Origin of the sequence: Georgenia wutianyii, assembly GCF_006349365.1 — a bacterium.
GTDB classification, from domain to species: domain Bacteria; phylum Actinomycetota; class Actinomycetes; order Actinomycetales; family Actinomycetaceae; genus Oceanitalea; species Oceanitalea wutianyii.
The window spans coordinates 263,650-287,102 of the sequence record NZ_CP040899.1 but is presented as its reverse complement, the minus strand read 5'-3'; the positions used below and the strand labels follow the sequence as shown (position 1 = coordinate 287,102).

Sequence of the window (23,453 nt, the reverse complement as noted above, 5' to 3'; positions counted from 1 at the left end):
TCGGGACGACGCGGCCGGGAGTCAGGCGCGCTGGACGAGGCCCGGCGCCAGGACGTCGAGGTGCGCGGCGAGCTCGGCCTCGTCCTCCGGGGCGACGGCCGCCAGCGCGTCCTCCAGGGCGGGCAGGGCCCGCGGGTCGCCGTAGGCGAAGTGGGCGAGCGCGGCGGCCCGCGCCCGCTGCGGTGCCGGCGTCCCGACGTCCTGGGCGAGGGCGACGAGAGTGCAGTACTCCTCCAGGCCCGCCGTGCGCATCCGGGCGGACCACGTCGCGGCCTCCTCGAGGCCGGCGAGGTCGGCGGGGAACCGCAGCTCGCGGGCGCACAGCAGCACCGCGAGGTCCCCGGGGCGCACCCGGGCCATGAGGTCGAGCACGTTCCGCGCGGCCTCGGTGGCCCCGACGTGCGTGCACAGCACGCCGAGGAGCTGCCACGCGTCCTCGGTCAGCGCCTCGACCACCTCGCGCAGGCCGTCCTCACCGACCCACTCCCACAGCTCGTACGGCTGTCCCGGCAGCACGCCCGCGGCTGCCGCGCGTACGGCGGCGCGCCGGACGTCGCGAGCCCGGCCGAGCTTCCACAGCGCCCAGACCTCGTACCGGGAGTACTCGACCCGCCGGACCTGACGGCCGTGCTCGTCGACCATCGTCGTGGGGACGAGCTCGAGGGCGTCGAGCGTGGCGACCGGGTCATGCTCGGCCGCACTGATCTCCACGAGGACGGTGTCGGCCCAGACCGGGTGGTTGGCCACGGCCCGCAGCCGGCCCGCCCACTGGCGGGCCAGGACCGTGTCACCGTGGGCCGCTGCGGTGATCGCCATCGCCCGGGCGAAGCTCTCCATCGCGATGTCGGGCAGCGCGCCCCCGTCGTGGACACGCTCCCCCAGCTCCATGCCCTCCTCCCGGCGACCGGCCCCCACGAGCGAGCGCGCGAGGTTGCTCTCCCGGATCGCGACCTCATGCCCGTCCTGGCCCGCGTCCCGCGCTGACTCCAGCTCCCGCTCGGCGATCTCGAGGTTGCGGCGGAAGCGCGCCTCCATCGCCTCCGGCCCCTCGGAGTAGCCGGTGTGCGTGATCGACGCCCCAGGGAGCGGTCGCAGCACCCGCCGCACCCCGGGACGGTTGACCACCTGCTCGTGGAGAGCGCCGGCGTACTGCCCGTCGGAGCGCCGGAAGAAGCGCACGGACGTCGCGGGCGGGTCGATGGTGCCCGGCTGCACGACCTGCGTGCCGACGGGGATGGTGAAGAAGTTCGCGCGCCCGGAGCCCAGGTGCTTGCGAACCGTGTGCGGGCTGCCGACGAACTGCTCGTCGGCGTCGACGACGAGCACCCACTCCCCCGTCGCGCGGGCGATCGCGCGGTTGCGGGCCGCGCCGAAGTCGTCGTCCCAGTAGCCCTCGACGACGGTGTCGGTGAACCGGCGGGCGATCTCGACGGTCCGGTCGCTCGATCCCGTGTCGTAGACGACGATCTCGTCGACCCACCGCACGGACTCGAGGCACCGTGCGAGGCACTCCTCCTCGTCCTTGACGATGAGGACGGCGGAGATGGTCGTTTCGGGCTTGCGTGACACGCGGGCTCCCAGGAGGTCGGTCGTCTGCTCGACCTGCCTATCGGTCGGCCGCGCGCGGACTTGAGCCCGGGCGGAGGCCCTGGGTCAGACCGCCTCGCTGACGACGGCCGGCACCGCGAGCTCGACCGCCGCGGCGTGCATCGCCGAGGTGCTCGCCCGCTGGGCCACGGCCGCGTAGTACACCTGGCGGCGCTTCTCGGCGACCCCGGGGACCTCCGGCGTCACGGCGACGAGCTCGGGGTCGAGCGCGGTGTTCATCGCGTCGCGCAGCATCCCGAGCGCCTGGGTGCGCAGCTGGCTGATCCGCGACTGGGTGACGCCGAGCTCCTCGGCGATCTCGACGACCGGGCGCTCCTGGAAGAAGATCCCCTCGACGACGACGCGGAGCTTGTCGGGCAGCTCGGTCACGCCGGCGGCGAGGTAGCGCAGCCGTTCGGCGACGACGACGCGCTGCTCGGGGCTCAGGGACTGGTCGGCGAGCGTCGCCGCGCCGGTCGTGGTGTCGGCGTCCAGGGAGACGATCCGGCGCTGCGCGTCGTCGCGGATGGAGCGGACCTCCTCCACCCCGACGCCCATGGCGTCGGCGAGCTCCTCTGGGCGCGGGGCCCGGCCGAGCTCTGCGGTGAGGCGCTCGGTCAGCTCACCGAGGCGGCGGGCGCGCTGGCGAGTACCGCGCGAGGCCCAGTCCATGCCCCGCAGCTCGTCGAGGATCGCGCCGCGGATGCGGGTCGAGGCGTACCGCCCGAACGGGACTCCCAGCTCCGCGTCGAAGGCGCGGGCTGCCTGGACCAGGGCGAGCGAGCCGGCAGCGGCGAGCTCGTCACGCTGCACGTGGGCGGGCACCCGCCGGATCATCTCGCTGACGTGGTAGCCCACCAGTGAGAGGTGCTGCTGGATGAGCTCGTCCTGCTCGTGACGCGCAAGCGCCATGGCCATACCCCCAAAGCGGGTGCGGCCAGCCCCGGCCCACCCTTAGTCGTGATCGTTGGGCTCGTTCCCGCCGATTCCCGTCTCCGGGTCGCCCCGACGGGAGCGAACGACCTCAGCATGGGGCCGACTCCTCCAAAAGTACAAGCCCCTATTTCCGTCATTGGCTCCCCTATCAGGAAACCATTCACCACTTCAACTGTAGATTTCACGGATTCTGGGACGTTCGTCCCCGGTGTACGTGAGCCAGATCACAGTGACTCTCGTCCGAAAGTGGGATGTTCGGGACCAACCGACCACCTGGGGGCCCTCAAATCCGCCTCTCGCTTTCCTCATACGGCGGCCGACCGCGCCGATGGGATGGACGTGATGGTCAACGTGCAGGCACAGGAGGGAGTGGACACCATGCTGCGTTCGCTCTCGGATCTCCTCTGGCGCGAGCGGGATCTGCTCGACGCGCTGCGTTACCGGCTGGAGGTGGAGCACCTCCTGCTCGACGCGGGGCGTACCGATCTCCTGCCCGGCGCCGTCCGCGACGTCGACGCCGTCCTGGCGCAGGTGCGGACCGCCGAGCTCGCCCGGACCGTCGAGGTCGCCGCCCTCGTCGCCGAGCTCGACCTGCCCGACGGCGCGAGCCTCCTCGACATCGCCACCGCGGCTCCCGCGCCCTGGGAGGGCATCCTCCGCGAGCACCGCGCCGCGTTCCTCACCCTCACGTCGGAGATCGCCTCGGTCGCCCGGACCAACCGCGACTTCCTCATGTCCACCCACCACGCGACGCAGGAGACGCTCATGTCCCTGAGCGAGAGCGTCGACGTCTACGACGCCCGCGGGCTCACCACCCGCGGCGCCGCCGACACCCACCTCGTCGACAAGTCCCTGTAGAGGCCCTCATGAGCTCCTTCTCCGCACTCAACGGTGCCTACACGTCCCTCAACGCCCAGCGCATCGCGCTCGAGGCCGTCGGGCAGAACATCTCCAACGTCAACACCCCGGGGTACACGCGCCAGCGCGTCAACCTCGAGGCGATCACCGGCGGCACCCAGCCGACGATGACGGGCACGGCTCGCGGCCTCGGCGTGCGGGTGACCTCGGTGGAGCGGCTCGGTGACCTGTTCGCCGAGACGAAGCTCCGCACGCAGACCTCCTCCGCCTCCCGCCTCGGCGCGGTCGCCGCCGGCTGGCGCCTCGTCGAGACGAGCGTCAAGGAGCCGAGCGAGAAGGGTCTCGCCGCCGGCCTGGACACCTTCTTCACCTCCTGGCAGGACGTCGCCAACCGTCCGGACGACACCGCCGCGAAGGCCGTCCTCCTCGGCAACGCAAACTCCCTCGTCGCGGCCGTCGCCGACTCCTACCGCGCGGCCGAGAGCCAGTGGGTCGCCACCCGCGACCAGGCCTCGGCCATCGCGGACGACGTCAACACGACCGCCGTGGCCGTCGCCGACCTCAACGCGCGCATCCGCGACGCCCAGGTCTCCGGGGTCCCGGCGAACGAGCTCATCGACCAGCGCGGCGTCCTGCTCACCGACCTCGCCTCACTCGTGGGCGGGGAGGTGCGAGCGCGGGCCGACGGCACGATCGACGTCATGGTCGGCGGGAACGCCCTCGTGCGCGGCGACCAGACCTACGCCGTCGCCGTCCACGGCACGTCCGCGCTCGAGGGCCTGGCCGGCGCAAGCTCCATGCCCGACGACGGCTGGGGCGCCCACGCGGGCCCACCGCGGCTCGTCTGGGCGGCGTCGGGCGACACCGCGGGCGCCACCGGCGGCCGGCTCTCCGGCCTGGTCGACACGCTCGCCACCGACGGCCCCTTCGCGGGCATGGCGGCCTCCTACGACGCCCTCGTGACGACGATCGCCGCCGAGGTCAACGCGCTGCACTCCTCCCTGCCCGGCCACGACGGCGTCACCCGGGACTTCTTCTCCTTCGCGCCGGGGCTGAACCCCGCTCTCGGCCTGAGGGTCGCGGTCACCGACATCGCTCACCTCACCACCGGCGTCCCCGGCGAGGTCGAGGGCTCGATCGCCACCGCGATCTCCAAGCTCTCCGGCGCCCGGGACCTGTGGGGCGGGGCCGTCGTCGACCTCGGGGTCAGCACCCGCGCGGCCGTGCGCCGCGCCGAGGCAGCCGAGCACACGCGCGGCATCGCCGAGGGCCAGCTGCTCTCCCACACCGCCGTCGACCTCGACGAGGAGAGCGTCAACCTCGTGATGTACCAGCGCGCCTACGAGGCAGCCGCCCGGGTCCTCACGACCGTCGACGAGATGCTCGACACCCTGATCAACCGCACCGGCGTGGTGGGAAGGTAGGACGACGATGATCGGCCGAGTGACGCAGCAGGGGCTCCAGCGAGCCTCCCTGGTCCAGCTCCAGGAGAACATCTCCCGCATGGCGCACCTGCAGGAGCGCCTCACCACCGGCAAGGTCGTCCTTCGTCCGTCGGACGACCCCGCCGCGACCGTCGACGCGATGCGGCTGCGTGCCGACCAGCGCACGACGGCGCAGTACGCCCGCAACGCGGCCGACGGCGACGCCTGGCTCACCACGGTGGACGACGCCCTCGGGGACGCCCTCACCTCGCTGCGCCGGGCACGCGACCTCACCGTCCAGGGCGCCAACACCGGCTCCCAGGGGCCGAGCTCGCGCTCCGCCATCGCCAACGAGCTGCGGGCCACCGCGGACAGCCTCCTCGAGGTCGCCAACACGACCTACCTCGGCCGCTCCGTCTTCGCCGGCACCTCCACCCAGGCGGCGTACACGACGACGGCGGCCGGCACCGTCAGCTACACCGGCCGGACCGGCGCCGAGGTCCTGCGCCAGGTCTCGGACACGACGTCGGTCCGGGTCGACTCCGCGGGTGCGGACGTCTTCGGCGTCGACGTCGTGGACGCGAACGGCGAGCTCGTCCGCGACGCCACGGGCGAGCCGGCGGGCATGTCGGTCTTCTCCCTCCTGCGCGAGATCGCGGCGAAGGTCGAGGCCGGCGACGAGGACGTCAGCCGCTTCCTCAACGACCTGGACTCGCGGCTGGGCGCGGTGCTCGGCGAGGTGGGCAGCGTCGGCACCCGGCACAAGCAGGTGCTCCAGGCGCAGGACGCCATCTCGGCCCGGCAGGTCACGCTGACCAACCAGGTGTCCTCGGTGGAGGACGCCGACCTCGCGCAGACGATCGTCGACCTCCAGATCCAGGAGGTCAGCTACCAGGCGGCGCTCGGGGCCACCTCCCGCGTGCTGCAGCCGAGCCTCCTGGACTTCCTGCGATGAGCGCCGTCGTCACCGAGGCCCGCGTCCGCTTCCTCGTCCCGCCCCCGGGTCTGGGCTCCCTCACCGACTTCACCCTCAGCGCGGTGACCGAGGAGCTGTACTCCCTGCGGGCGACCGACGCCGAGGGCGTGCGCCTGTTCCTCCTCGACCCGCGCCCGTTCTTCCCCGACTACTCCCCACGCGTGAGCGAGGAGGCGCTGGCCGAGCTCGGCACGCAGGAGCCGGCCGTGCTCGTCGTCGTCCGTCCGGGTGACGGCGAGGCACCCACCGCCAACCTCCTGGCGCCGGTCCTGCTCAACCCGGAGACGGGCGCGGCGGTCCAGACGATCCTCGAGGGCAGCTCCTACCCGCTGCGCGCACCGGTCTGTCCCTAGCACTCTGACGCGTGACCCGAGGGCGTACGCTCGGGGTAGAGACCGCCTCCACCTGCGGCCCGCCCGCCCTCCACCGCCGGCGCGGCCCGCACCGAACCGAAGGACGTGGGCGATGCGCGCGTTGTCGGACTTCCTGTGGCACGAGCGTGACGTGCTGGAGCTCCTCCTGCACCGGCTGGAGAGCGAGCGGGCACTGCTCGAGACCGGCCGCACGGCGCGCGTCCCGCTCGCCTCGCGGGAGGTCGACACCGCCCTGGAGGCCCTGGACGTCGCCGAGCTCGCCCGGGCGAGCGAGGCCGTGGGGGCGACCAGCGTCCTGGGCCTCGGGCCCGACGCCACCCTGGCCACCATCGCCCAGCGCGCCCCGGCTCCGTGGGGCGAGATCTTCGACCAGCACCGCACCGCGCTGCGCGAGCTCCTCGCCGGCATCACCGCCCTCACCGGTGTGCGCGCCGGCACCTCCCAGGACGACGACCTGACCGCGATCCCGGCCGCCGAGCTGACCCACGAGGACCCGGCCGACGCCGCCGTCGAGCTCCAGCTGCAGGAGATCGGGCGCAAGGCAGCCACCGCACGCGGGCGCGTCCTGCGGCAGGGCCTGCTCGACTTCCTCGCCTAACCCTCGGCGGACCGGCTGCTCGCCCGCGCGGCGGCGACGAAGCTGCGGAACAGCTCGTCGTAGACGGGCAGGTGGTCGTGGCCGGCCTGGGCCGAGGGCAGGAGGACCGGTTCCGCCAGTCCTGCCCGGTGCGCCGCGAGCAGCGCCGCGCCGACCGCCACCGCCTCCCCCTCACCGACCACCCGCAGCGGCGCCGGACCGGCGGCGGCCTTGGCCCGCAGCCACGCGGACCCGGCGCGGGCCGCGGAGCCGAGGACGAGCACGTGGCCCGCGGCCGGGTCCGCCCCGGCGAGCCCGGCCTGCGCCGTGAGCATCCAGCGTGCCTGGAGGGCCAGCCCGTCGAGGACGGCGGCGGTGCGGTCGACGTCGTCGGATGCCTGCCCGACGACGACGGCGCGGGCCGCGGGGTCGGGCTCGGGCGTCTGCCGCCCGCGGAGGTAGGGCAGGAGGAACGGGGACGCAGCGGTGCGGGGCCGGTCCGCCGCGGCCGCGAGCAGCGGTCCGAGCGCGTCGAACCCGCCCAGCTGCCCGGCCCACCAGGCGAGCGTGGCGCCCGCGCTCGAGGACCCGGCGACGAGGGCCTCGTGCCGCCCCTCGACCGTCCGCACCAGGCTCATCCCCGCCGCCGCCACCGCCGCCCGGTCCTCCCCCACCGGCGCCCCCGCCCCCACCGGCGCCCCCGCCCCCTCCGGCGCCCCCGCCCCCTCCCGCCGAGAGCCGGATCCTGCACGCGGCAGCTCGCCGAGGACGCGGACGACGGCCTCGGCGGTGCCGACCGAGTCGGCGACGTCGCCTGGTTCACGCATCCCCGCCGCCCACGCCCCGACCTGGTGGTCGTGCCCGGCGACGACGACGGGCGTCCCCTCCCGCAGCCCCCACCGGCCACCGGCCGGGACACGCGCGGGCGGCGCCCCGGGCAGCGCGACCTCCGGGAGCTGCTCGGGTCGCATCCCGACGGCGGACACGAGGTCGGGGTCGAACCCGGCGGGCAGGTCGGTCCCGGGCGGGGGCAGCCGGTAGGCCATCGTGCGGCCGGCGAGCGTGTGGTCGGTGACGAGCCGGCCGGTGAGCGCGAGGACGACGAGGTCGGCCGCGCCCGCCCAGCGGGACATCGCCGCCCACCGTGCCGGGTCCTCGGCGCGCAGGTGGGCCCAGGTGGCGAGCGGCACCTTGCCGCTCGGCCGCACGCCCGTCGCGGCGAAGAGCGCGTCGGCGCCGTAGGTCGCGGCGAGCGCCGCGGCGTGCCGGGCGGCCCGGGAGGGGTCCCAGCGGACGAGGTCCCCGAGGGGGGCGTCCTCGTCGTCGAGCGGGACTCCCGTCTCGGCCATCGACGCGACACCGACGACGTCGACGTCCGCGCCCACCTTCTCGACGAGCCGCCGGACGACGGCGAGGAGCTCCCGGCCGCTCACCGGGGTGGGGGCCGCCGCGCGGGCCACGGTCCGCAGCGGCCCGTGCTCGACGACGACGGCCTTGACGTTGGTCGTCCCGACGTCGAGCCCGAGGCTGCGCATCGGCCCAGTGTGCCAGCCGCCGCCCGGCGCACGGCGGCCCACCCCGCGCACCGCGCCGTCGCGCCGTAACCTGAGGCGGTGATCGAGCTCAAGAGCCCCACGGAGGTCGAGGCCATGCGCCCGGCCGGCCGTTTCGTCGCCGAGGTCGTCAGCGCGGTGCGCGACGCCGCCGCCGTGGGGGTCAACCTCCTGGAGCTCGACGCCCTCGCGCACGAGATGATCCGCGCCGCCGGCGCGGAGTCCTGCTACATCGACTACCACCCCTCCTTCGGCGCGCGACCCTTCGGCCACGTGCTGTGCACGTCGGTGAACGACGCCGTCCTGCACGGGCTGCCCCACGACTACCGGCTGCGCGACGGCGACCTCCTGTCCCTCGACTTCGCCGCCGCCGTCGAGGGCTGGGTCGCCGACTCGGCCGTGAGCGTCGTCGTCGGCCAGGCGCGCGAGGAGGACCTGCGGCTCATCCGGACGACCGAGATCGCCCTCGAGGCGGGGATCGCCGCCGCCGTCGTCGGCAACAAGATCGGCGACATCTCCGCCGCCATCGGCGCCGTCGCGCGCGAGCACGGCTACGGCGTCAACCTCCAGTTCGGCGGGCACGGCGTGGGGCGCACGATGCACGGCGAGCCGCACATCCCCAACGACGGACGCGCGGGCCGCGGGCTGCGGCTGCGTCCGGGTCTCGTCGTGGCGATCGAGCCGTGGCTCATGGCCGGCACGGACGAGCTGCGCACCGACCCCGACGGGTGGACGCTGCGCAGCGCGGACGGCTCACGCGGCGCCCACAGCGAGCACACGGTCGCCGTCACCGAGGACGGCCCGCTCGTCCTCACCGCCCGCGCGGACGGCTGACCCGGTGCGACGGGCGTTGACCTTGACACGGTGACAACGCCTTGGGTGGGGGTCATGGACACCACCCGCCACGGCCCGCTGCTCACCGCGCTCTCGGCGCCCGTCGCCTCGACGCGGCTGCGCGCCGCCCTCGGCGCCGGGACCCGGCCCGACCCGGCGCTCGTCGACCCGCTCGTCGGGCGCTGCGCCGTGGAGCCGGACTTCTTCGTACGGGACATGCTCACCTGGGCGCTCACCCGCCACCCGGCCGGCCTCACGGTGCCCCGGCTGCTGGCGGAGGTCCGCTCCGGCGGCGCACAGGCACGCAGCCAGGCGCTGCACACCCTGTCGAAGGTCCGCGACCCTCGTGCGTGGCGCGAGCTTCCGGCAGGATTGCTCCACGACGCCGACGACGAGGCGGCCCGCAGCGCCTGGCGTGCCGCCGTCGTCCTCGTCCCGCCGGGTGAGGAGGCCGCGCTGGTGGAGGAGCTGGTGACTGAGCTGGGCCGGGGCGACCACGAGACCCGGCTGAGCCTGAGCCGCGCACTGGTGGCGCTGGCCCCGGTGGCCCCGGTGGACCACGCGCTGGCCACCGCGGCGGGCAGCGGGACGGACGCGGCGCGGGCCCACGCCCTGGCGACGGCACGGCTCCTGGCCGACCCGGACGCCGACCTCTCCCACGCGCTGGACGAGGCGACGCGCACCGTCCTGCTCGCCGCCGCTCCCCGGCCGCCGTGCTGATCGGGGAGGTCGCCCGCCGCTCGGGGGTGAGCGCGCGGATGCTGCGCCACTACGACCGCCTCGGGCTCGTCCGGCCGACCGGGCGCACGGACGGCGGGTACCGCGAGTACTCCGAGGAGGACGTCCGGCGGGTCCTCCACGTGGAGAGCCTGCGCTCGCTCGGCCTGTCGCTCGCCGAGGTCCGCCGCGCGCTCGACGACCCGTCGTCCACACCCGCCGGCCTGCTCGCCGGGCTCGTCGCCGAGACCGAGCGGCGGGTGGCGCAGGGCGAGGAGCTGCTCGCCCGGCTGCGCCGGGTGGACGCGACCTCGCCGGGGGCGTGGGACGAGGTGCTGCGCGTCCTCCCCCTGCTCCGGACACTGGAGGACCCGCGCGCCGGGCGGCGCCAGCGCCTGGCGCTGAGCTCCGCGCACGACCTGCCCGCCGAGGCACTCGCCGATGCCTACCTCGGCGAGACCGAGACGAACGTCGCGGGGGCGCTGGGCTGGGCGCTGGCCCGGGCCGGCGAGGGCGCGCTCACCGCCCTCGCCGAGGGCCTCCGCTCACCGGACCCCGAGGTCCGCCGGCGCGCGGTGGCGGGCCTGGCGACGGTGGAGGACGACGCCGCGACGGACGCGCTCGTCACCGCCCTCGCGGACCCGGACGAGGACGTCCGTGACCGTGCCGCCCTGGCGGTCGGTGCGCGCGGGGGCCGGGAGGCGGTGCCGGTGCTCGTCGCGATGGTGGTCGACGGTCGCCTCGACGTCGAGGCCGCCGAGACGCTCGGTCTTCTCACCGCGATGGCCGTCGGGGCCGAGGAGGTCGTCGCCGCGCTGGTCGCAGCGGCGCGGGACGGCGCCCCGGCCGTCCGCAGGCGGCTGGCCCAGGCACTCGCCGAGCTGCCGTGCCCGGGCGCCCGCCGGGCACTGACCGCCCTGGCCCGCGACGAGGACCGCTCGGTCTCCCTCACCGCCCGCGCCGTCCTCCACCGCACCGCCGCGCCCGGCTGACCCAGCCGTCGCCCGGCCGACCCGCCCTCTCCCCCTGATGCGGCGCCCCCGCCCCACCCGCGCCGAGAGCTGGATCCTGCACGCCCCGGAGCGCAGGCTCGCGGGCGGTTCAGGATCCAGCGCTCGGCGGCGGGGCAGGCAGGCGCCGGTGGCCGACGAGGGCGCCGGCGAGAAGTGCCGCCGCGGTCACCCACGACAGCCACGCGAACGCGGTGAGGCTCAGCTCGCTGCTGCTGCCCCACCGGCCGGCGAGGAGGACCGTGGCGTCCCAGCCGCCGTGCGCGACCAGCGCGAGCACCGGCCCCGCGGCCACCACGACGGCCCCGGCGGCCAGGGCGGCCCACAGCCAGGAGCCGGGATCGCGGCGGAGCGCGGCAGCGAGCGCCACGACGGCGACGGGCAGGAGGAGCCCGAGCAACCACAGGGCTCCGGCAGCACCCGCGACGGCGTCCCCGTCCCCGGACGCGACAGCCAGGAGGACCGACGTCGCGAGGCCGACGACGGTGGCCCCGACGACGAGGAGCACGACGACGACGAGGACGCGCCGCTCACGCCCCGCCCGCTCGACCTGCTCGTCGATGCTCACGGTCTCCTCGCTCCTCGAGCCGGCGGACGCCCGCGGATCAGGCCGCGCCCGCGGCCCGGGCCTGGGCGTTGGCGAGCTGGTCGACGATCTCGTTGAAGTGGTCCCCGGCGTGGCCCTTGACCCACTGGAACTCGGTACGTCCGGTGCGCGCGTCGAGGAGCGCGAGGATCGCCTTGACGATCTCGAGGTTCTCCGGGACCTTGCCGTCGGCCTTCTTCCAGCCGCGACGCTGCCAGCCGCGCCCCCACGTCGTGGCGATGTTGATGACGTACTGGGAGTCCGCCCGCACGAGGAGGTCACCCTCCGGCCCGGCGTGCTCGAGGGCGTACTGCAGGGCGAGCAGCTCGCCGATGTTGTTCGTGCCGTGGCTCAGGCCACCGGCGCCCGTCTCACCGGTGCGCTGGTTGACCCACGCCCAGCCGGTGGGACCGGGGTTGCGGATCGCCGAGCCGTCGGTGGCGTAGACGAGGTCGAAGGCCGACTCCGCCGCTGTCGCGGCGGGGGGCGCGGTCTCCCGCGGACCGCCGAGGAGGGTGAGCACCTCGGCCGTGGACCACACGTAGAACTCGGTGCCGTCCCGCATGGTCGTCAGGCGCGCCAGGCCCTTGGTCACGGCGGCCTCGGTGGCCGCGGATCCCGACTTGAGGCCGAGCTCGCTGAGCCGCGCCCCCACCTGGCGGGCGTCCAGCCCGATCTGCTTGCCCAGCTGGGTCTGTGTCGACCATGCGGCCACGGATGAGTCCTCTCGTCAGACGGCCCTCCATCCTGCCTCACCACGACGGCGCCCCCGGCCATCATTGGCCGGGGGCGCCGCGTTTGGGTCAGTACGGCCGGTACTTGGCGACGATCGGGCACTCGAAGGGGTCGGCCTCCCCGAGGCCCACGCGGTTGAGGTACCGGACGACGATCCCGTAGGCCTGGATGAGTCCCGTCTCGCTGTACGGGATCCCCTTCTCTTCGCAGTACTCCCGCACCAGGGGCCGGGCCCGGCGCAGGTTGACGCTGGGCATGCGCGGGAACAGGTGGTGCTCGATCTGGTGGTCGAGACCGCCCATCGCCCACGTCGTCAGCCGGCCCCCGCGGATGTTGCGGGAGGTGAGGACCTGACGGCGGAGGAAGTCGACCGTGTCCCGCTCGCTGATGAGGGGCATGCCCTTGTGGTTGGGAGCGAACGTCGCCCCCATGTAGACACCGAAGACGACGAGCTGGATCGCGAGGAACCCGGCCGCCAGCCCGGGGCCGAGCACGACGACGAGCAGCGCCGGGAAACCGATGAGTCGCACGGCGAGGAGCGCGATCTCCAGCCCGCGGCCGGGCAGGTCACGCTGGCCGGCGACCGTCCGCACCGCGCTGTAGTGGAGGTTGAGCCCCTCGAGCGTGAGCATGGGGAAGAACAGCCACCCCTGGCGCCGGGTGATCCAGCCCAGCACGCCGGTGCGCCCAGGGGCGTCCTCAGGGTTGAAGACGAGCGCGCCGGTGGAGATGTCGCCGTCCTTGCCGATCGTGTTCGGGTCGGCGTGGTGCTTGCCGTGCTTGCGCGCCCACCAGCCGTGGCTGAGGCCGACGACGAGGTTCGCGACGATCTGGGACATCCGCTCGTTGCGCCGGCTCGAGTTGAAGACCTGCTGGTGCGCGGCGTCGTGGCCGAGGAAGGCCGCCTGGGTGAACAGCACACCGAAGAGGACCGCGACGGCCAGCTGCCACGGCGTGCGCCCGAGGGTGAGCAGGAGCGCGAACGCTCCCGCGAAGGCGGCCGTGAGGGCGAGGACGCGACCGACGTACCAGCCGTACCTGCGTCCCGTGAGTCCCGCGGCCTTGACCCGGCGAGAGAGCTCGAGGAAGTCGTTCACGGGTCGCTGGCGAGGCGGACGAGTGGTCGGCGTTGTGGTCATGGTCGGACAGTACGGACGAGGTGTCGTCGCGCGCGTCACACTGAGGAGCCACATTCGCCCCCTACCCGGGTACGGGGTCAGGCCCCGTCCGTGTCGGCACCGGCGAGCGGCACCGCGGCCTCGACGGCGAAGCCCCCGTGGGCCGTGGGCCCTGCGGACACGGTGCCGCCGAGCGCCGTCACCCGCTCCCGGATGCCTGCCAGGCCGAGCCCGGAGCCCGGCGCGGGCTCCCGCCTGCCCTTCGGGGCCGCGTTGACCACGCTCACCGCCACCACCCCGTTCCCGACGGCGGTCGTGACGTCGATCGTCGCGCCGGGGGCGTGCCGCAGGGCGTTGCTCAGCGCCTCCTGGACTACCCGGTAGACGGTGAGCCCGGCGGTGGGTGGCACGTCCGGGCCCGTCCCGGCGTAGGTGATGGCGGCACCGGAGGCCCGCGTGGCCTCGACGAGCTCGGGGATGTCGCCCAACCGCGGCGCCGGCGCCGTGGGGGCGTCATGGTCGTTGCGCAGGATCGACAGCAGGGCCCGCATCTCCTCCAGCGCCTGGCGTGAGGAGGCGGCGATGTCGTCGAACTCCTGCTGGACGTCCTGGCTCATGCCGGGTTTGCGGTACCGGGCGGTCGATGCCTGGACGTTGATGACCGACATGCTGTGCGCCACGACGTCGTGGAGCTCGCGGGCGATCCTGTTGCGCTCCTCGAGGTCGCGACGGCGCTGGGCCTCCTCGGCACCGAGCCGCTCGGCCTCCTCGGCCCGGTCGGTGTTCCTGGTCCACAGCCTGCCGAGGGCACCGAGGAGGGCGAGGCCGCCGCTCACCGCGAGGAGGACGATGCCGTTCGCGAGTCCGGCGTCGGGCACCTCCCCCACGACGAGGAAGGCCACGACGGTCGCGGCGGCGCCGGCCGTCCAGGCCACGGCTGCCCAGAACCACCGGTGCCGCAGCCCGATGAGCGCCACGAGGAGGCAGTACCCGACCAGCGCCGGCACCGGCCAGGGCCAGGGCGCCGACGAGTCGGTGGCGACCTCGGACGTGGCCACCATGGTGCCGAGAGCCGAGAGGGTCGACAGCCCGATGGCGGGCCAGGCCCACCGCACGGCCAGGACGAGCGCGGCACTCTGGCCCGCGGCCAGGACCATCGCCAGCGCGGGGTTCAGCCCGTAGACGATCACGAGGACGGGCCACTCGACGGCGAGCAGCGCGGCACCCGTGAAGGATGCGCCGACCCAGGCCCAGGCGGTCGCGCTGACCGCGGGCAGCCGCGCACCGTCCCCCGGCACCTCCCCGCGGTCCTGCTCGACGTCACCGCCGAGCATCGCCGAGGTCACCAGCGCGTCCGCGACGGCCAGGCCGCGGACGACGGTCGGCAGGGCGAGGAGGGCGAGGGCGCCGAGGACGAGGTTGATCCCCGAGTCGAGGAGGTAGGCCCCCCACCCGCCCTGCGGCACCCCGATGAGCACCGAGCCGAGCAGGTGGGGCCAGCCGGAGGCCGCCTCCGGCATGACGAGCGCCCAGATCCAGAAGGTCAGGCCACCGAGGGCGACGCCCGCCCACGCCACCGCGACGACGAAGGTGAGGAACCGTAGCGGCAGTGCGACGACCGACTCGAAGACGAAGTCGAGCCAGCGGCGCGAGTCGGTGAGGAGCCGGAGGGTGCCGAGCGGTCCGCTGCCGACCGGTCGGTAGCGCGCGGGGGGCATGCTCACGCCCCACGCCCGGAGCCGGCGCCGGGACAGCCCCGCGAACCGTGAGGCAACCGCCAGTGCCAGCGGCATGAGGACGGCGCCCACCCAGACCACGACGGTCGCCAGGGACACGGTGGTGAGCGTGAGGAGGACGACGAAGCTCACGACGGCGAGGGGCAGGCCGGGCATGACGTAGGCGAGGTCGTGCCAGAGCCGCCCGACGAGGATGCGCACACGGCTGACCCGCGCGGCAGTCGTGACGGTCGCACCTTCCATACCCGGCACGCTACGGTCACCGCCTTCCTCTCGCGTCCCTCCCGGGAGCCAGGCACTCCCCCTACCGGGGAGGCAGACCTTGGCTCGACACGTCTCGCCGCGAGTGTGCCGACTAGGTTGGGGCCATGTTCCCTCATCCTCCGGCCGACGAGGACACGCCCGTCCGCGTGCTCGTCGTCGACGACCAGTCCATGATCCGGGCCGGGTTCGCCGCGCTGCTGGACGCCCAGCCGGGCCTGACCGTCGTGGGCACGGCGGAGGACGGGCTCGGGATCACCGACGTCGTGCGCCGCACCCGGCCCGACGTCGTCCTCATGGACATCCGGATGCCGAAGGTCAACGGGCTCGACGCCACCCGAGCCATCCTCGAGGCGCCGGGCGAGCCGCCGCGCGTCATCATGCTCACGACCTTCGACGCCGACGAGTACGTCTTCGCCGCGCTGCGCGCGGGCGCGAGCGGCTTCCTCCTCAAGGACTCACCGCCCGAGGAGCTCGTCCACGCGGTCCGGGTGGTGGCCGCCGGGGACGCCCTCCTCGCCCCCAAGGTCACCCGCGCGCTCATCGCGGACTTCGCGGCCCGGCCGGTCGGACCGCCGCGCGCCGACAACTCCCTCACGCCGCTGACCGAGCGCGAGCTCGACGTCATGCGCCTGGTGGCCCGGGGCCAGTCCAACAGCGAGATCGCCGGCGAGCTGTTCGTCGCCGAGCAGACGGTCAAGACCCACGTGAGCCGCATCCTGGGCAAGCTCGGTCTGCGCGACCGCACCCAGATGGTCATCACCGCCTACGAGAGCGGGCTCGTGCGGCCGCAGGGCTGAGGCACGGCGTAGCCCTGAAGGTCCCGGAGTTCCTCCTACAACTGTTGATAGGACTGGAGGTCCCACCACTCCAGCAGGAGGAACCATGAGCACATCAGCACCGGTCGCCATCGTCACCGGCGCGTTCGGCGGCATCGGCCGTGCGGTCGCCGCACGGCTCGCCCGCGACGGCGTCGTCGTCGTCGCGACGGACATCCAGGGCGCCGAGGAGACGGTGGCCGCCATCGTCGCGGACGGCGGCACCGCGGTGAGCCGCACCCTCGACGTCGCGCGGCCCGCGGACTGGGCGGCGCTCATGGACGAGGTCGTCGCGGAGTTCGGCGGCGTCGACTACCTCGCCGCGTCGGCCGGGGTCGTCAACCGGATCAGCGCCGACACCGTCGTCGACCTCACGGAGGAGGCCTGGGACCACGTCCTCGGCGTCGACGCGAAGGGCGTCTGGCTCGGGATGCAGGCGGTCATCCCCTCGATGATCGCGCGAGGTGGCGGCCGGATCGTCAACATCTCCTCCCTCGCCGCCCACAAGGGCCTCCAGGGTCTCGCGTCCTACTCCGCCGCGAAGGGAGCGGTGGAGGCACTCACGCGGCAGGCCGCCGTCGAGTACGGGCGACAGGGCGTCCTCATCAACGTCGTCGCCCCGGGCACGATCGAGACGACCATCAACGCCGCCACGCTCGCGACCCCGGCCGGCGCCGCCGCGAGCGCGGGGACCACCGCGATCGGTCGGTGGGGCCAGCCGGAGGAGCTTGCCGACGCCGTCGCCTTCGTCCTGCGCGAGGGCAGCTTCATCACCGGCCAGGTGTTCCTCGTCGACGGCGGATGGTCGATCACGGGCGGCGTCGAGTACGGCGACTCCCGCACGATGTGAGCCGAGCCGTCACCCGGACGCGCACGAAGAGGGCCCCCGGCGGGGTGACGGACGGTGTCCGTCCGTCACCCGCCGGGGGCCCCTCATGCGTGCGCCCTGCCGGTCACTGGTCGAGCAGCCACCTCAGGATGGAGGAGTCCTCGTAGGTCGGCGCCGCAGCCAGGTGCTGGTCCGGCTCGTAGAACGCCGAGAGCGGGTACTCGGTGTACTTGACGAGCGCGGTCGCCTGCGCGGGGGTCAGGCCCGCTGCCATGTAGGCGTTCCAGATCCGGTTGAACGACGCCTGACCGGTGGTCACCACGTTGAGCAGGTGGTCACCGGTGCCGTGGGTGACCCACACCGGAGTGCGCGACGCCGCGATCGCGGCCGCCTGCTCCTCGCTCGCACCGAAGCCTCCGGTGACGAGCATGGCGTCGAACAGCCCCGGGTGGTCCGTCAGGGCGGCCCAGGCCAGGACCGACCCGTACGACACCGTCGACCCGTAGATGCGGTCGGGGTCCACGGAGAACTCGTCCACGAACGCGTTCACGACCTCGACCATCGCCTCTGCCTGGTCGGTGCCGCTGCCGGTCCGCCGGTTCTGCACGGCGAGCACGACGACGTCCTCCTCCGACTCCGTCCACTCCTCCTGCAGCCACGCGACGGCCGGGATGTCGGAGGCGATCTGGACCCCCTCGTTGTTCGTGCCGTCGGCACTCTCGATGTACCCCTGCCCGTGCCCCGGCAGGATCACCACGACGGGGTACTCCTTGGTCGCGTCGTAGTCCTCCGGCAGCCAGTAGGCGTAGGGCACCTCGGTACCGGTGCTCGTCGTGAAGCGCTCGTGGACGAAGTCGTCGTAGAGCAGGTTCACCGCGGGCTGGGTGGGCGCGCGCGCGACGTCCGACGCCCGGGCCAGCACGGCACCCTGCCCGTCGCCATCCGCTGCCCAGACGTGGACGGCCTCGTTCTGCAGGACGCGGGTCTGCAGGTCCGGGTTGACCCGTACGCCGCCCTGCCACGCCATCACCGTGCTGCCGCCCGGGTCCATCGGGTCCAGCTCGATGATCACGTAGCGGCCGCGGTCGGACTCCTGGTCGGCCTCGAGCGACGGCGTGTCGTTCGTGTAGACCGCCGTGATCGTCCGGTCGGCCCTCTTGGTCGGGTCGGTGAGGTCGGCGATGGGGTTGAACCGGAAGTTGTACAGGCTGTCCGAGACGGTGAAGGTGTCGAGGTCGAGCCCGCGCGGGTCGACGTCGACCGAGTACTCCACGGCCACCGCCGTGACCTTCTGCCCGTAGGCGAGGATCTCGGTGATGGGGACGACCCCCTGGATCCCGTGCTGCAGCCCGCAGTCGTAGGCGGCGTACGGCGCGGTCACCGTCGTCCCCTCGTACCCGTCCGCGACGGCGGTCGCCGTCACCTCGCTCGCGGGCACCGACGCGAGCCGGGTGCTGAAGGTGACGGCGGTGGACCGTCCGGCCCCCACCGTGACCGTCCGCGAGCCGTAGGCCGAGGACAGCGTGACCTGGGCGGGCGCGTCGGAGCCGTTCGTCACCTGGACCACCTGGACGGCGCGCCCGACCACGCACCGGGTGTCGGTCTCGAGGGAGACGTCCACCGCGCCGCCGGGCGTCTCCTGCTTCCACAGGTGGTCCCTGGCGAAGATCGTGAACAGCTGGCCCGCCGTCATCCCGTCGTGGGCACCGGGGACCTGGGCGGTCGCGGCGGTGAACCCCCGGGAGCGGAAGCTCTCCGCGATGGCGTTGTGCGCGTCCGGCCCGCCCTCGAAGACCCCGTTGCCGAGAAACACGGTGAGGTCCCCGGTGCCGACCGCAGCCTCGAGGTCGTCGTAGTTCGCCTCGGTGAGAGTGGGGTTGCCGGAGAAGAACCCGAAGTACCCGAAGGCCGCCGGGTGGTTGGCGATGACGAAGCCGCCGGTCGACCCGCCGTAGGAGAACCCGCCGTAGGCTCGCCCCTCACGCTCGTCGGAGACGTTGTAGCGCTCCTCCACGAACGGGAGGATGACCTCGACCAGGTTGTTCGCCGCGTTGAGGCGGTCGTAGGAGCCGAAGCCGAGGTCGGTCCCGGTGAAGTGGTTGCCCATGGTGACGACGACGGTCGGCTCGATCTCGCCGCGCGCCGTCATGTTGTCCAGGATGTTCGGGACGTTGACGGGGACCATGAAGTCGGTCTCGTCACCGAAGATGCCGTGGGAGAGGTAGACGACCTTGTACGGCTCCGCCCGGTCCGGGTCGTAGCCGGCCGGCAGGTAGACGCCGAGGTGGTGACCCTCGTCGCCGAGGATGGTCGTGTAGGGCACGTACTGGACGGTCCCCCGCTGCGCCGGGTCGGCCGCCGGCAGCTCGTAGGCGGCCCGCGCCTCGAGGACCGGGTCGTCCTGCACCGGCGCGTACGGCACGTACACCGTGTCGAGCACGTCGTTGTTCCTCACCCGGAAGGAGGAGTCGCCCGGGGGCCGCGGGTGCGGGGAGGCGGGGTCCCAGATGCGCTTGTTCTCCCACCCCTGCGTCGGGTCCCAGACGCGGTACCAGTAGCTCAGGCCCCCCGCGTGCAGGGGGACGGAGACCGACCAGTAGCCGTTCTCGTCCTTCGTCATGTCCTGCAGGAACTCCGTCCCACCCGCGTGGTAGCGCCCCGGCTCCCACTCCTCCGGCTGGTACCGGGTGGTGCGGCCGGTGTCGACGTCGAGCAGGGTCAGGTCGCCGGCAAGGCGCACCTGGGTGGCATCGGGGTTGTGATAGACGAACGTCACGGTGTACCCCGTCGGCGAGCTCGGGTCCGCCGTGACGGTCGGCCCCTCCACCATCGGCGACACCTGCGCGACCGCGGCCGGCCCGAGGGCCAGAGCGGACGCGACCAACAGCAGCAGTGCAAGCAACGACGTCACGGGCCTACGCCCGCGCATCCCGGTTCGCTTCTCCATCTGGATACGCTCCCTTGCGTTTCGCAGTCGTCTCTGCCCACCCGGGCGACCGAGGGTGAGCCGAGACAAGGCTCTCCCCCTCGACGAGGTCCTCCTCGTCCTCCCCCGCCCGGCCCCGAGTCGTCCGGACCACCCTCCTCATCGACGAGCTCGGGCCGTGGGCGCGCCGTCGGCGCCATGCCGAGGACGGTACAGCGCGACGCTCCTCGGCGATACCCGTCGGGAACGGCCGGACGCGCGGCCGGCCTGGGCACACCGGGAGGCCGCCGGTGCCGGAGTCCCGGGCGGAGCGACGGGGCAGAAGCGCCGCCCGCGGACGACGGCGCCGGGCGCGGGCGAGCACAACGTGGAGCCGCCTGTCGGAATCGAACCGACGACCGTCCGCTTACAAGGCGGGTGCTCTACCAGCTGAGCTAAGGCGGCGGGGTGCCGGACTCACCGGCACCGGGGCGGGACCGTGCGGTCCCGCCCCGGCAAAGTCTGCCAGGTGTCAGGCCCCGGCGTCGGCGACGGCCTGGGCGAGCGCGCCCTCCTGCTGCCAGCCGGTGAACTCCTCACCGTCGATGAGGACGGTCGGCGTGCCGCCGACGCCGTCACGGCGGGACTGCTCGGTGACGGCGGCGACCCAGTCGTTGTAGCGGCCCTCACCGAAGGTCTCGATGACCTCCTCGGGCACGCCGACCTCGCGGGCGACCTCGGCGATCTGCTCGTCGCTGAGCGGGGTGGCCCCGCCCTCGCCCTGGGCGGCGAAGAGCTGCTCGTTGAAGGCGCTGAAGTGCTCGGGCGACTGCGTCGCGACCTCGCCGAGGGCGTTCGCCCCGCGGAGGTTGAAGTCGGAGGCCCCGATGTAGGTGACGGGGTGGTAGTTCACCGTCGCCTCACCGTTCGCGGCGAGCTCGTCGAGGACGCCCGCGTTGAGCTCCTCGAACTGGGCGCAGTAGGTGCACAGGTAGTCGAGGTAGATGTCGACGACGGGAGCGCCCTCGTTGACCGACCCGACGCCGTCGGCGCCGACCTGGATCGCGCCGCTCGCGTTGACGCCCGCGGGCTCGGCGTCCACGCCCTCGAGCGGGGAGCGGTTGGCGTTGCTGATGATCGTGAACAGCGCAGCGGCGACGATGCCGATGAAGACGACGACACCGGCGATGATGAGAAGGCGGTTGCGCTTCTCGCGGCGCTTCTGCGCCTCACGCAGCTTGCGCGCCTGCTCACGGGCGGCGTCGCGCCGCTCCTGCTTGTTCACCTTGGCGTTGGACATGGATGGCTCCTGGTTGTGGCGGGCGCACGGCGCCCTCGGGGTGTGGTCGCGTGACCGTCGGTGCGCGCCCGTGCGGGCGAGCACCACTCAGGCCGGCAGCGGTGCCGGGGGTCCGCGGAGGAGTGGGACGGCGACGTGCGCGCGCGAGACGAAGGAGGCGAGACGGCCGACGGCGGCGCGCCGGGCAGGCACGACGAGCAGCCGGGGCCGAGGCACCCGCCGCCACGGGGTCAGCCGTGCGAGCCGGGCCAGGGAGCGGCGCAGCGCGGCGCCGGCCCCCCACGTGCCGAGCAGGACGCCCGCGTGGAGCAGCAGCATCGGCGCCGTGAGGAGGACGACGACCGCGAGCACGCGGTCGCTCTCCCCGCCGAGCGCGAGGCCCGTCGTGGGGCACTCCTCGGAGTGACGCAGGAGCGCGAGGTCGATGCCGATGCGGGCCACCCCGCCGGGCACCGAGACGCACCGGGTCACCTGGACCGCGCCGCTGAGCACCGCCGCGAGCGCAGGCAGCAGTGCGGCCACGGCCACGACGAGGCCGGGCCGCACGTCCAGGCGGGAGCGGCGCACCGGGTCAGCGTACGCGGCGCCCTGCCCGCCTGGCGACGATCCGCCGGGGATCCCGGGATCCGGACGGGTGCTCAGGCGGGGGACGGCAGCGGCGACCACACCGGGTCGGGGGGCGCACCGGTGAGGACGAGGGTCGCGAGCACGGCCGCCGTCCCGAGCCCGAGCAGGACGAGGCCGACGCGGGCCTGCCGCGGCAGGGCGCCGAGGACGACGCGCGCCCCCTCCCGTGTCCCCTCGGCCGGCGGCACGCTCCACAGCGCCCACAGCGCGAGGGCCGCCGCGCACCACAGCAGCCACGGGCGGATGTCCGCGGGCGGGGAGGTGAAGGTGAGGACCGCCCACCCGCCCACCCCGGCGACCAGCGCGGCGAGCAGGAAGCCGGGGACGGTCGCGAGCGCCGCCCCGAGCAGGTGGACCGGCGCGGCGAGCCAGGCCCGCGCGGTGTCGCCGCGGCGCAGGCCGCGCCGCAGCCTCCCGGTGCGCAGCCGCACCGCACCGCGCCCCACGGCGCCGAGGACGACGACGAGCGCGAGGACCCCCACGGCCCACGCGCCCGGCGCCAGCATCGCGAGCGCCGTCAGTCCCAGGCCGAGCGCGGCGAGCGTGCCGCCCCGGCGGCGCGGGGGCACCGCCCACGGGGGCACCTCCTGCGGCGTGAGGCCCCACCCCGCCGGGGCGACGGCCGTCCCGGCCACGGGCTGCGGCGGCCACTGCTCGGGCGCCTGCCGGTCCCACGGCTCGACGGCCGGTGCCTCGTAGGTCTGCGCAGGCGGCGGGTACCAGGGCTCCTGCGCCGGCAGCGCCCGGGTGTGCGCCGGCGGGACCGAGGGCGGCAGGACGTCGGTGCGGGTCACCGGGTCGGGGGGCGAGGCGAGCAGTGCGCGCAGCGCCGGGCGGTCCCAGTCGCCGTCGAGCGCGGCGAGGACGTCGCCCGGGGGCAGGCGGCGGGCCGGCTCCGGGTCGAGCGCGGCCCCGAGGACCGCCGCGAGCCGGTCGGGCAGCCCGTCGGTGTCGACGACGCCGGTGCTCACCCGCCCGAGCACCGCCTGCATGCCCCCGCGCCCGAACGGCGGGCGACCGGTGGCGGCGTAGGTGAGGACGGCCGCCCACGCCCACCAGTCCCCCGCCGGGCCGGGATCTCCCCCGGCGAGGACGTCGGGGTCGAGGTAGCCCGGTGTCCCGGTGACCATGCCGGTCTGGGTGAGCCGGACGTCGTCGGCCACCTGGGCGATCCCGAAGTCGATGATCACCGGCCCGTCGGCGGACAGCATGACGTTGCCCGGCTTGAGGTCGCGGTGGGCGATGCCGGCCGCGTGGATCGCGTCGAGGCCCTCGGCCAGACCGTGCGCCAGCTCGGCGAGCTCGTCCTCGGTGAGCGGGCCGTGCTCGCGGACGTCGTCCTCGAGGGTCGGCCCGTCGATCAGCTCGGTGACGACGAACGCGGTCGCGGCGTCGGCCTCCGCGTCGAGCACGCGCGCGACGCCGCGGCCCCGGACGCGGTGGAGCAGCTCGACCTCGCGGCGCAGCCGCTCCCGGGCGGCGGGGTCAGCGGCGATCGCCTCGTGGAGGACCTTGACCGCGACCCGGCGCCCGTCGGCGTCCAGCGCCTCGTGCACCGTGCCCATGCCGCCGGCGCCGATGCGCCGCACGAGCCGGTAGCCCTCGATCCCCTGCATGACCTCAACCTACCCAGGCGCGCCGCGACATCCCTGGGTAGCCTCGGGAACGACCCCCACAGGAGGATGAAGCTTC

General features: G+C 74.3%; 21 protein-coding genes and 1 tRNA gene. 10 read left to right on the top strand and 12 right to left on the bottom strand.

Translation table 11 applies throughout. The features are described from left to right. Window positions 1-21 precede the first annotated feature (21 nt). Together FE251_RS01295 and FE251_RS01290 are read right to left on the bottom strand one after the other, a co-directional pair. Complete coding sequence (locus FE251_RS01295; protein ID WP_168202611.1) at window positions 22-1,569, bottom strand: glycosyltransferase family 2 protein; 1,548 nt, start codon at window positions 1,567-1,569, stop codon at window positions 22-24. Window positions 1,570-1,653: 84 nt separating this feature from the next. After that, the gene (locus FE251_RS01290; RefSeq protein ID WP_139947491.1) at window positions 1,654-2,499 is read right to left on the bottom strand and encodes a sigma-70 family RNA polymerase sigma factor; all 846 of its coding nucleotides are present in this window, start codon (window positions 2,497-2,499) and stop codon (window positions 1,654-1,656) included. Between the two features lie 402 nt (window positions 2,500-2,901). Here FE251_RS01290 and flgN point away from each other — a divergent pair, with 402 nt between their 5' ends. The 5 genes from flgN to FE251_RS01265 all read left to right on the top strand — a co-directional run bounded on the left by flgN (window position 2,902) and on the right by FE251_RS01265 (window position 6,753). Next, window positions 2,902-3,381 carry a flagellar export chaperone FlgN gene (flgN, locus tag FE251_RS01285; RefSeq protein WP_139072805.1) on the top strand — a complete coding sequence of 160 codons (480 nt, stop codon included), beginning with the start codon at window positions 2,902-2,904 and terminating at the stop codon, window positions 3,379-3,381. Window positions 3,382-3,389: 8 nt separating this feature from the next. Next, window positions 3,390-4,805, top strand: coding sequence for a flagellar hook-associated protein FlgK (gene flgK, locus FE251_RS01280; protein WP_139947489.1), 1,416 nt, complete (start codon window positions 3,390-3,392; stop codon window positions 4,803-4,805). A 19-nt stretch (window positions 4,806-4,824) separates the two neighbouring features. Continuing rightward, on the top strand, window positions 4,825-5,760 hold the full coding sequence (flgL, locus tag FE251_RS01275) for a flagellar hook-associated protein FlgL (RefSeq protein ID WP_230976494.1): 936 nt from the start codon (window positions 4,825-4,827) through the stop codon (window positions 5,758-5,760). Further along, window positions 5,757-6,134, top strand: a complete 378-nt coding sequence (locus FE251_RS01270; RefSeq protein ID WP_139947487.1) for a flagellar assembly protein FliW — start codon at window positions 5,757-5,759, stop codon at window positions 6,132-6,134. Before flgL ends, FE251_RS01270 begins: the two co-directional genes overlap by 4 nt. 112 nt (window positions 6,135-6,246) lie before the next feature. Next, window positions 6,247-6,753 carry a hypothetical protein gene (locus FE251_RS01265; RefSeq protein ID WP_139947485.1) on the top strand — a complete coding sequence of 169 codons (507 nt, stop codon included), beginning with the start codon at window positions 6,247-6,249 and terminating at the stop codon, window positions 6,751-6,753. On the opposite strand, the gene FE251_RS01260 is transcribed toward FE251_RS01265, so the two are convergent. After that, a complete protein-coding gene (locus tag FE251_RS01260; protein WP_139947483.1) occupies window positions 6,750-8,267 on the bottom strand; it encodes an FGGY family carbohydrate kinase in 1,518 nt (505 codons plus the stop codon). The two genes, FE251_RS01265 and FE251_RS01260, sit on opposite strands and share 4 nt — an antisense overlap. Window positions 8,268-8,345: 78 nt before the next feature. On the opposite strand from FE251_RS01260, the gene map reads away from it, so the two are divergent. The 3 genes from map to FE251_RS01245 are packed head-to-tail and all read left to right on the top strand — an operon-like array spanning window position 8,346 to window position 10,828. Beyond that, window positions 8,346-9,119 carry a type I methionyl aminopeptidase gene (gene map, locus FE251_RS01255; protein ID WP_139072799.1) on the top strand — a complete coding sequence of 258 codons (774 nt, stop codon included), beginning with the start codon at window positions 8,346-8,348 and terminating at the stop codon, window positions 9,117-9,119. A 54-nt stretch (window positions 9,120-9,173) separates the two neighbouring features. Then, window positions 9,174-9,839: a HEAT repeat domain-containing protein gene (locus tag FE251_RS01250; protein ID WP_139072798.1), complete on the top strand. Its 666-nt coding sequence runs from the start codon at window positions 9,174-9,176 to the stop codon at window positions 9,837-9,839. Continuing rightward, a complete protein-coding gene (locus FE251_RS01245; protein ID WP_139072797.1) occupies window positions 9,833-10,828 on the top strand; it encodes a HEAT repeat domain-containing protein in 996 nt (331 codons plus the stop codon). Before FE251_RS01250 ends, FE251_RS01245 begins: the two co-directional genes overlap by 7 nt. Window positions 10,829-10,937: 109 nt before the next feature. On the opposite strand, the gene FE251_RS01240 is transcribed toward FE251_RS01245, so the two are convergent. The 4 genes from FE251_RS01240 to FE251_RS01225 form a co-directional block, all read right to left on the bottom strand. Beyond that, a complete protein-coding gene (locus FE251_RS01240; protein WP_139072796.1) occupies window positions 10,938-11,414 on the bottom strand; it encodes a hypothetical protein in 477 nt (158 codons plus the stop codon). Between the two features lie 37 nt (window positions 11,415-11,451). Beyond that, window positions 11,452-12,147, bottom strand: coding sequence for a ribonuclease H family protein (locus FE251_RS01235; protein ID WP_139947481.1), 696 nt, complete (start codon window positions 12,145-12,147; stop codon window positions 11,452-11,454). Between the two features lie 88 nt (window positions 12,148-12,235). Further along, window positions 12,236-13,306 carry a fatty acid desaturase family protein gene (locus tag FE251_RS01230; RefSeq protein WP_139072794.1) on the bottom strand — a complete coding sequence of 357 codons (1,071 nt, stop codon included), beginning with the start codon at window positions 13,304-13,306 and terminating at the stop codon, window positions 12,236-12,238. A 77-nt stretch (window positions 13,307-13,383) separates the two neighbouring features. Beyond that, entirely contained in the window at window positions 13,384-15,264 is a 1,881-nt protein-coding gene (locus FE251_RS01225) for a sensor histidine kinase (protein ID WP_139072793.1), read from the bottom strand. Window positions 15,265-15,389: 125 nt separating this feature from the next. Between FE251_RS01225 and FE251_RS01220 the strand changes: the two genes are divergently transcribed. Both FE251_RS01220 and FE251_RS01215 read left to right on the top strand, forming a co-directional pair. Continuing rightward, complete coding sequence (locus FE251_RS01220; RefSeq protein ID WP_139072792.1) at window positions 15,390-16,082, top strand: response regulator; 693 nt, start codon at window positions 15,390-15,392, stop codon at window positions 16,080-16,082. A gap of 85 nt (window positions 16,083-16,167) precedes the next feature. Then, window positions 16,168-16,950 (top strand): SDR family NAD(P)-dependent oxidoreductase, encoded by a 783-nt coding sequence (locus tag FE251_RS01215; RefSeq protein ID WP_139947479.1) that lies wholly within the window; start codon window positions 16,168-16,170, stop codon window positions 16,948-16,950. Window positions 16,951-17,053: 103 nt separating this feature from the next. Here the strand turns inward: FE251_RS01215 and FE251_RS01210 are convergent, their stop codons facing one another. The 5 genes from FE251_RS01210 to FE251_RS01190 form a co-directional block, all read right to left on the bottom strand. Continuing rightward, entirely contained in the window at window positions 17,054-19,759 is a 2,706-nt protein-coding gene (locus FE251_RS01210) for an alpha/beta hydrolase-fold protein (protein WP_139947478.1), read from the bottom strand. Window positions 19,760-20,223: 464 nt separating this feature from the next. Next, window positions 20,224-20,299: transfer RNA gene (locus FE251_RS01205), tRNA-Thr, on the bottom strand. 67 nt (window positions 20,300-20,366) lie between these two features. Continuing rightward, window positions 20,367-21,134 carry a DsbA family protein gene (locus tag FE251_RS01200; protein WP_139072790.1) on the bottom strand — a complete coding sequence of 256 codons (768 nt, stop codon included), beginning with the start codon at window positions 21,132-21,134 and terminating at the stop codon, window positions 20,367-20,369. An 87-nt stretch (window positions 21,135-21,221) separates the two neighbouring features. Beyond that, window positions 21,222-21,701 carry a hypothetical protein gene (locus FE251_RS01195; RefSeq protein ID WP_139072789.1) on the bottom strand — a complete coding sequence of 160 codons (480 nt, stop codon included), beginning with the start codon at window positions 21,699-21,701 and terminating at the stop codon, window positions 21,222-21,224. Window positions 21,702-21,772: 71 nt separating this feature from the next. Further along, complete coding sequence (locus tag FE251_RS01190; RefSeq protein ID WP_139947476.1) at window positions 21,773-23,377, bottom strand: serine/threonine-protein kinase; 1,605 nt, start codon at window positions 23,375-23,377, stop codon at window positions 21,773-21,775. Between the last annotated feature and the right edge of the window lie 76 nt (window positions 23,378-23,453).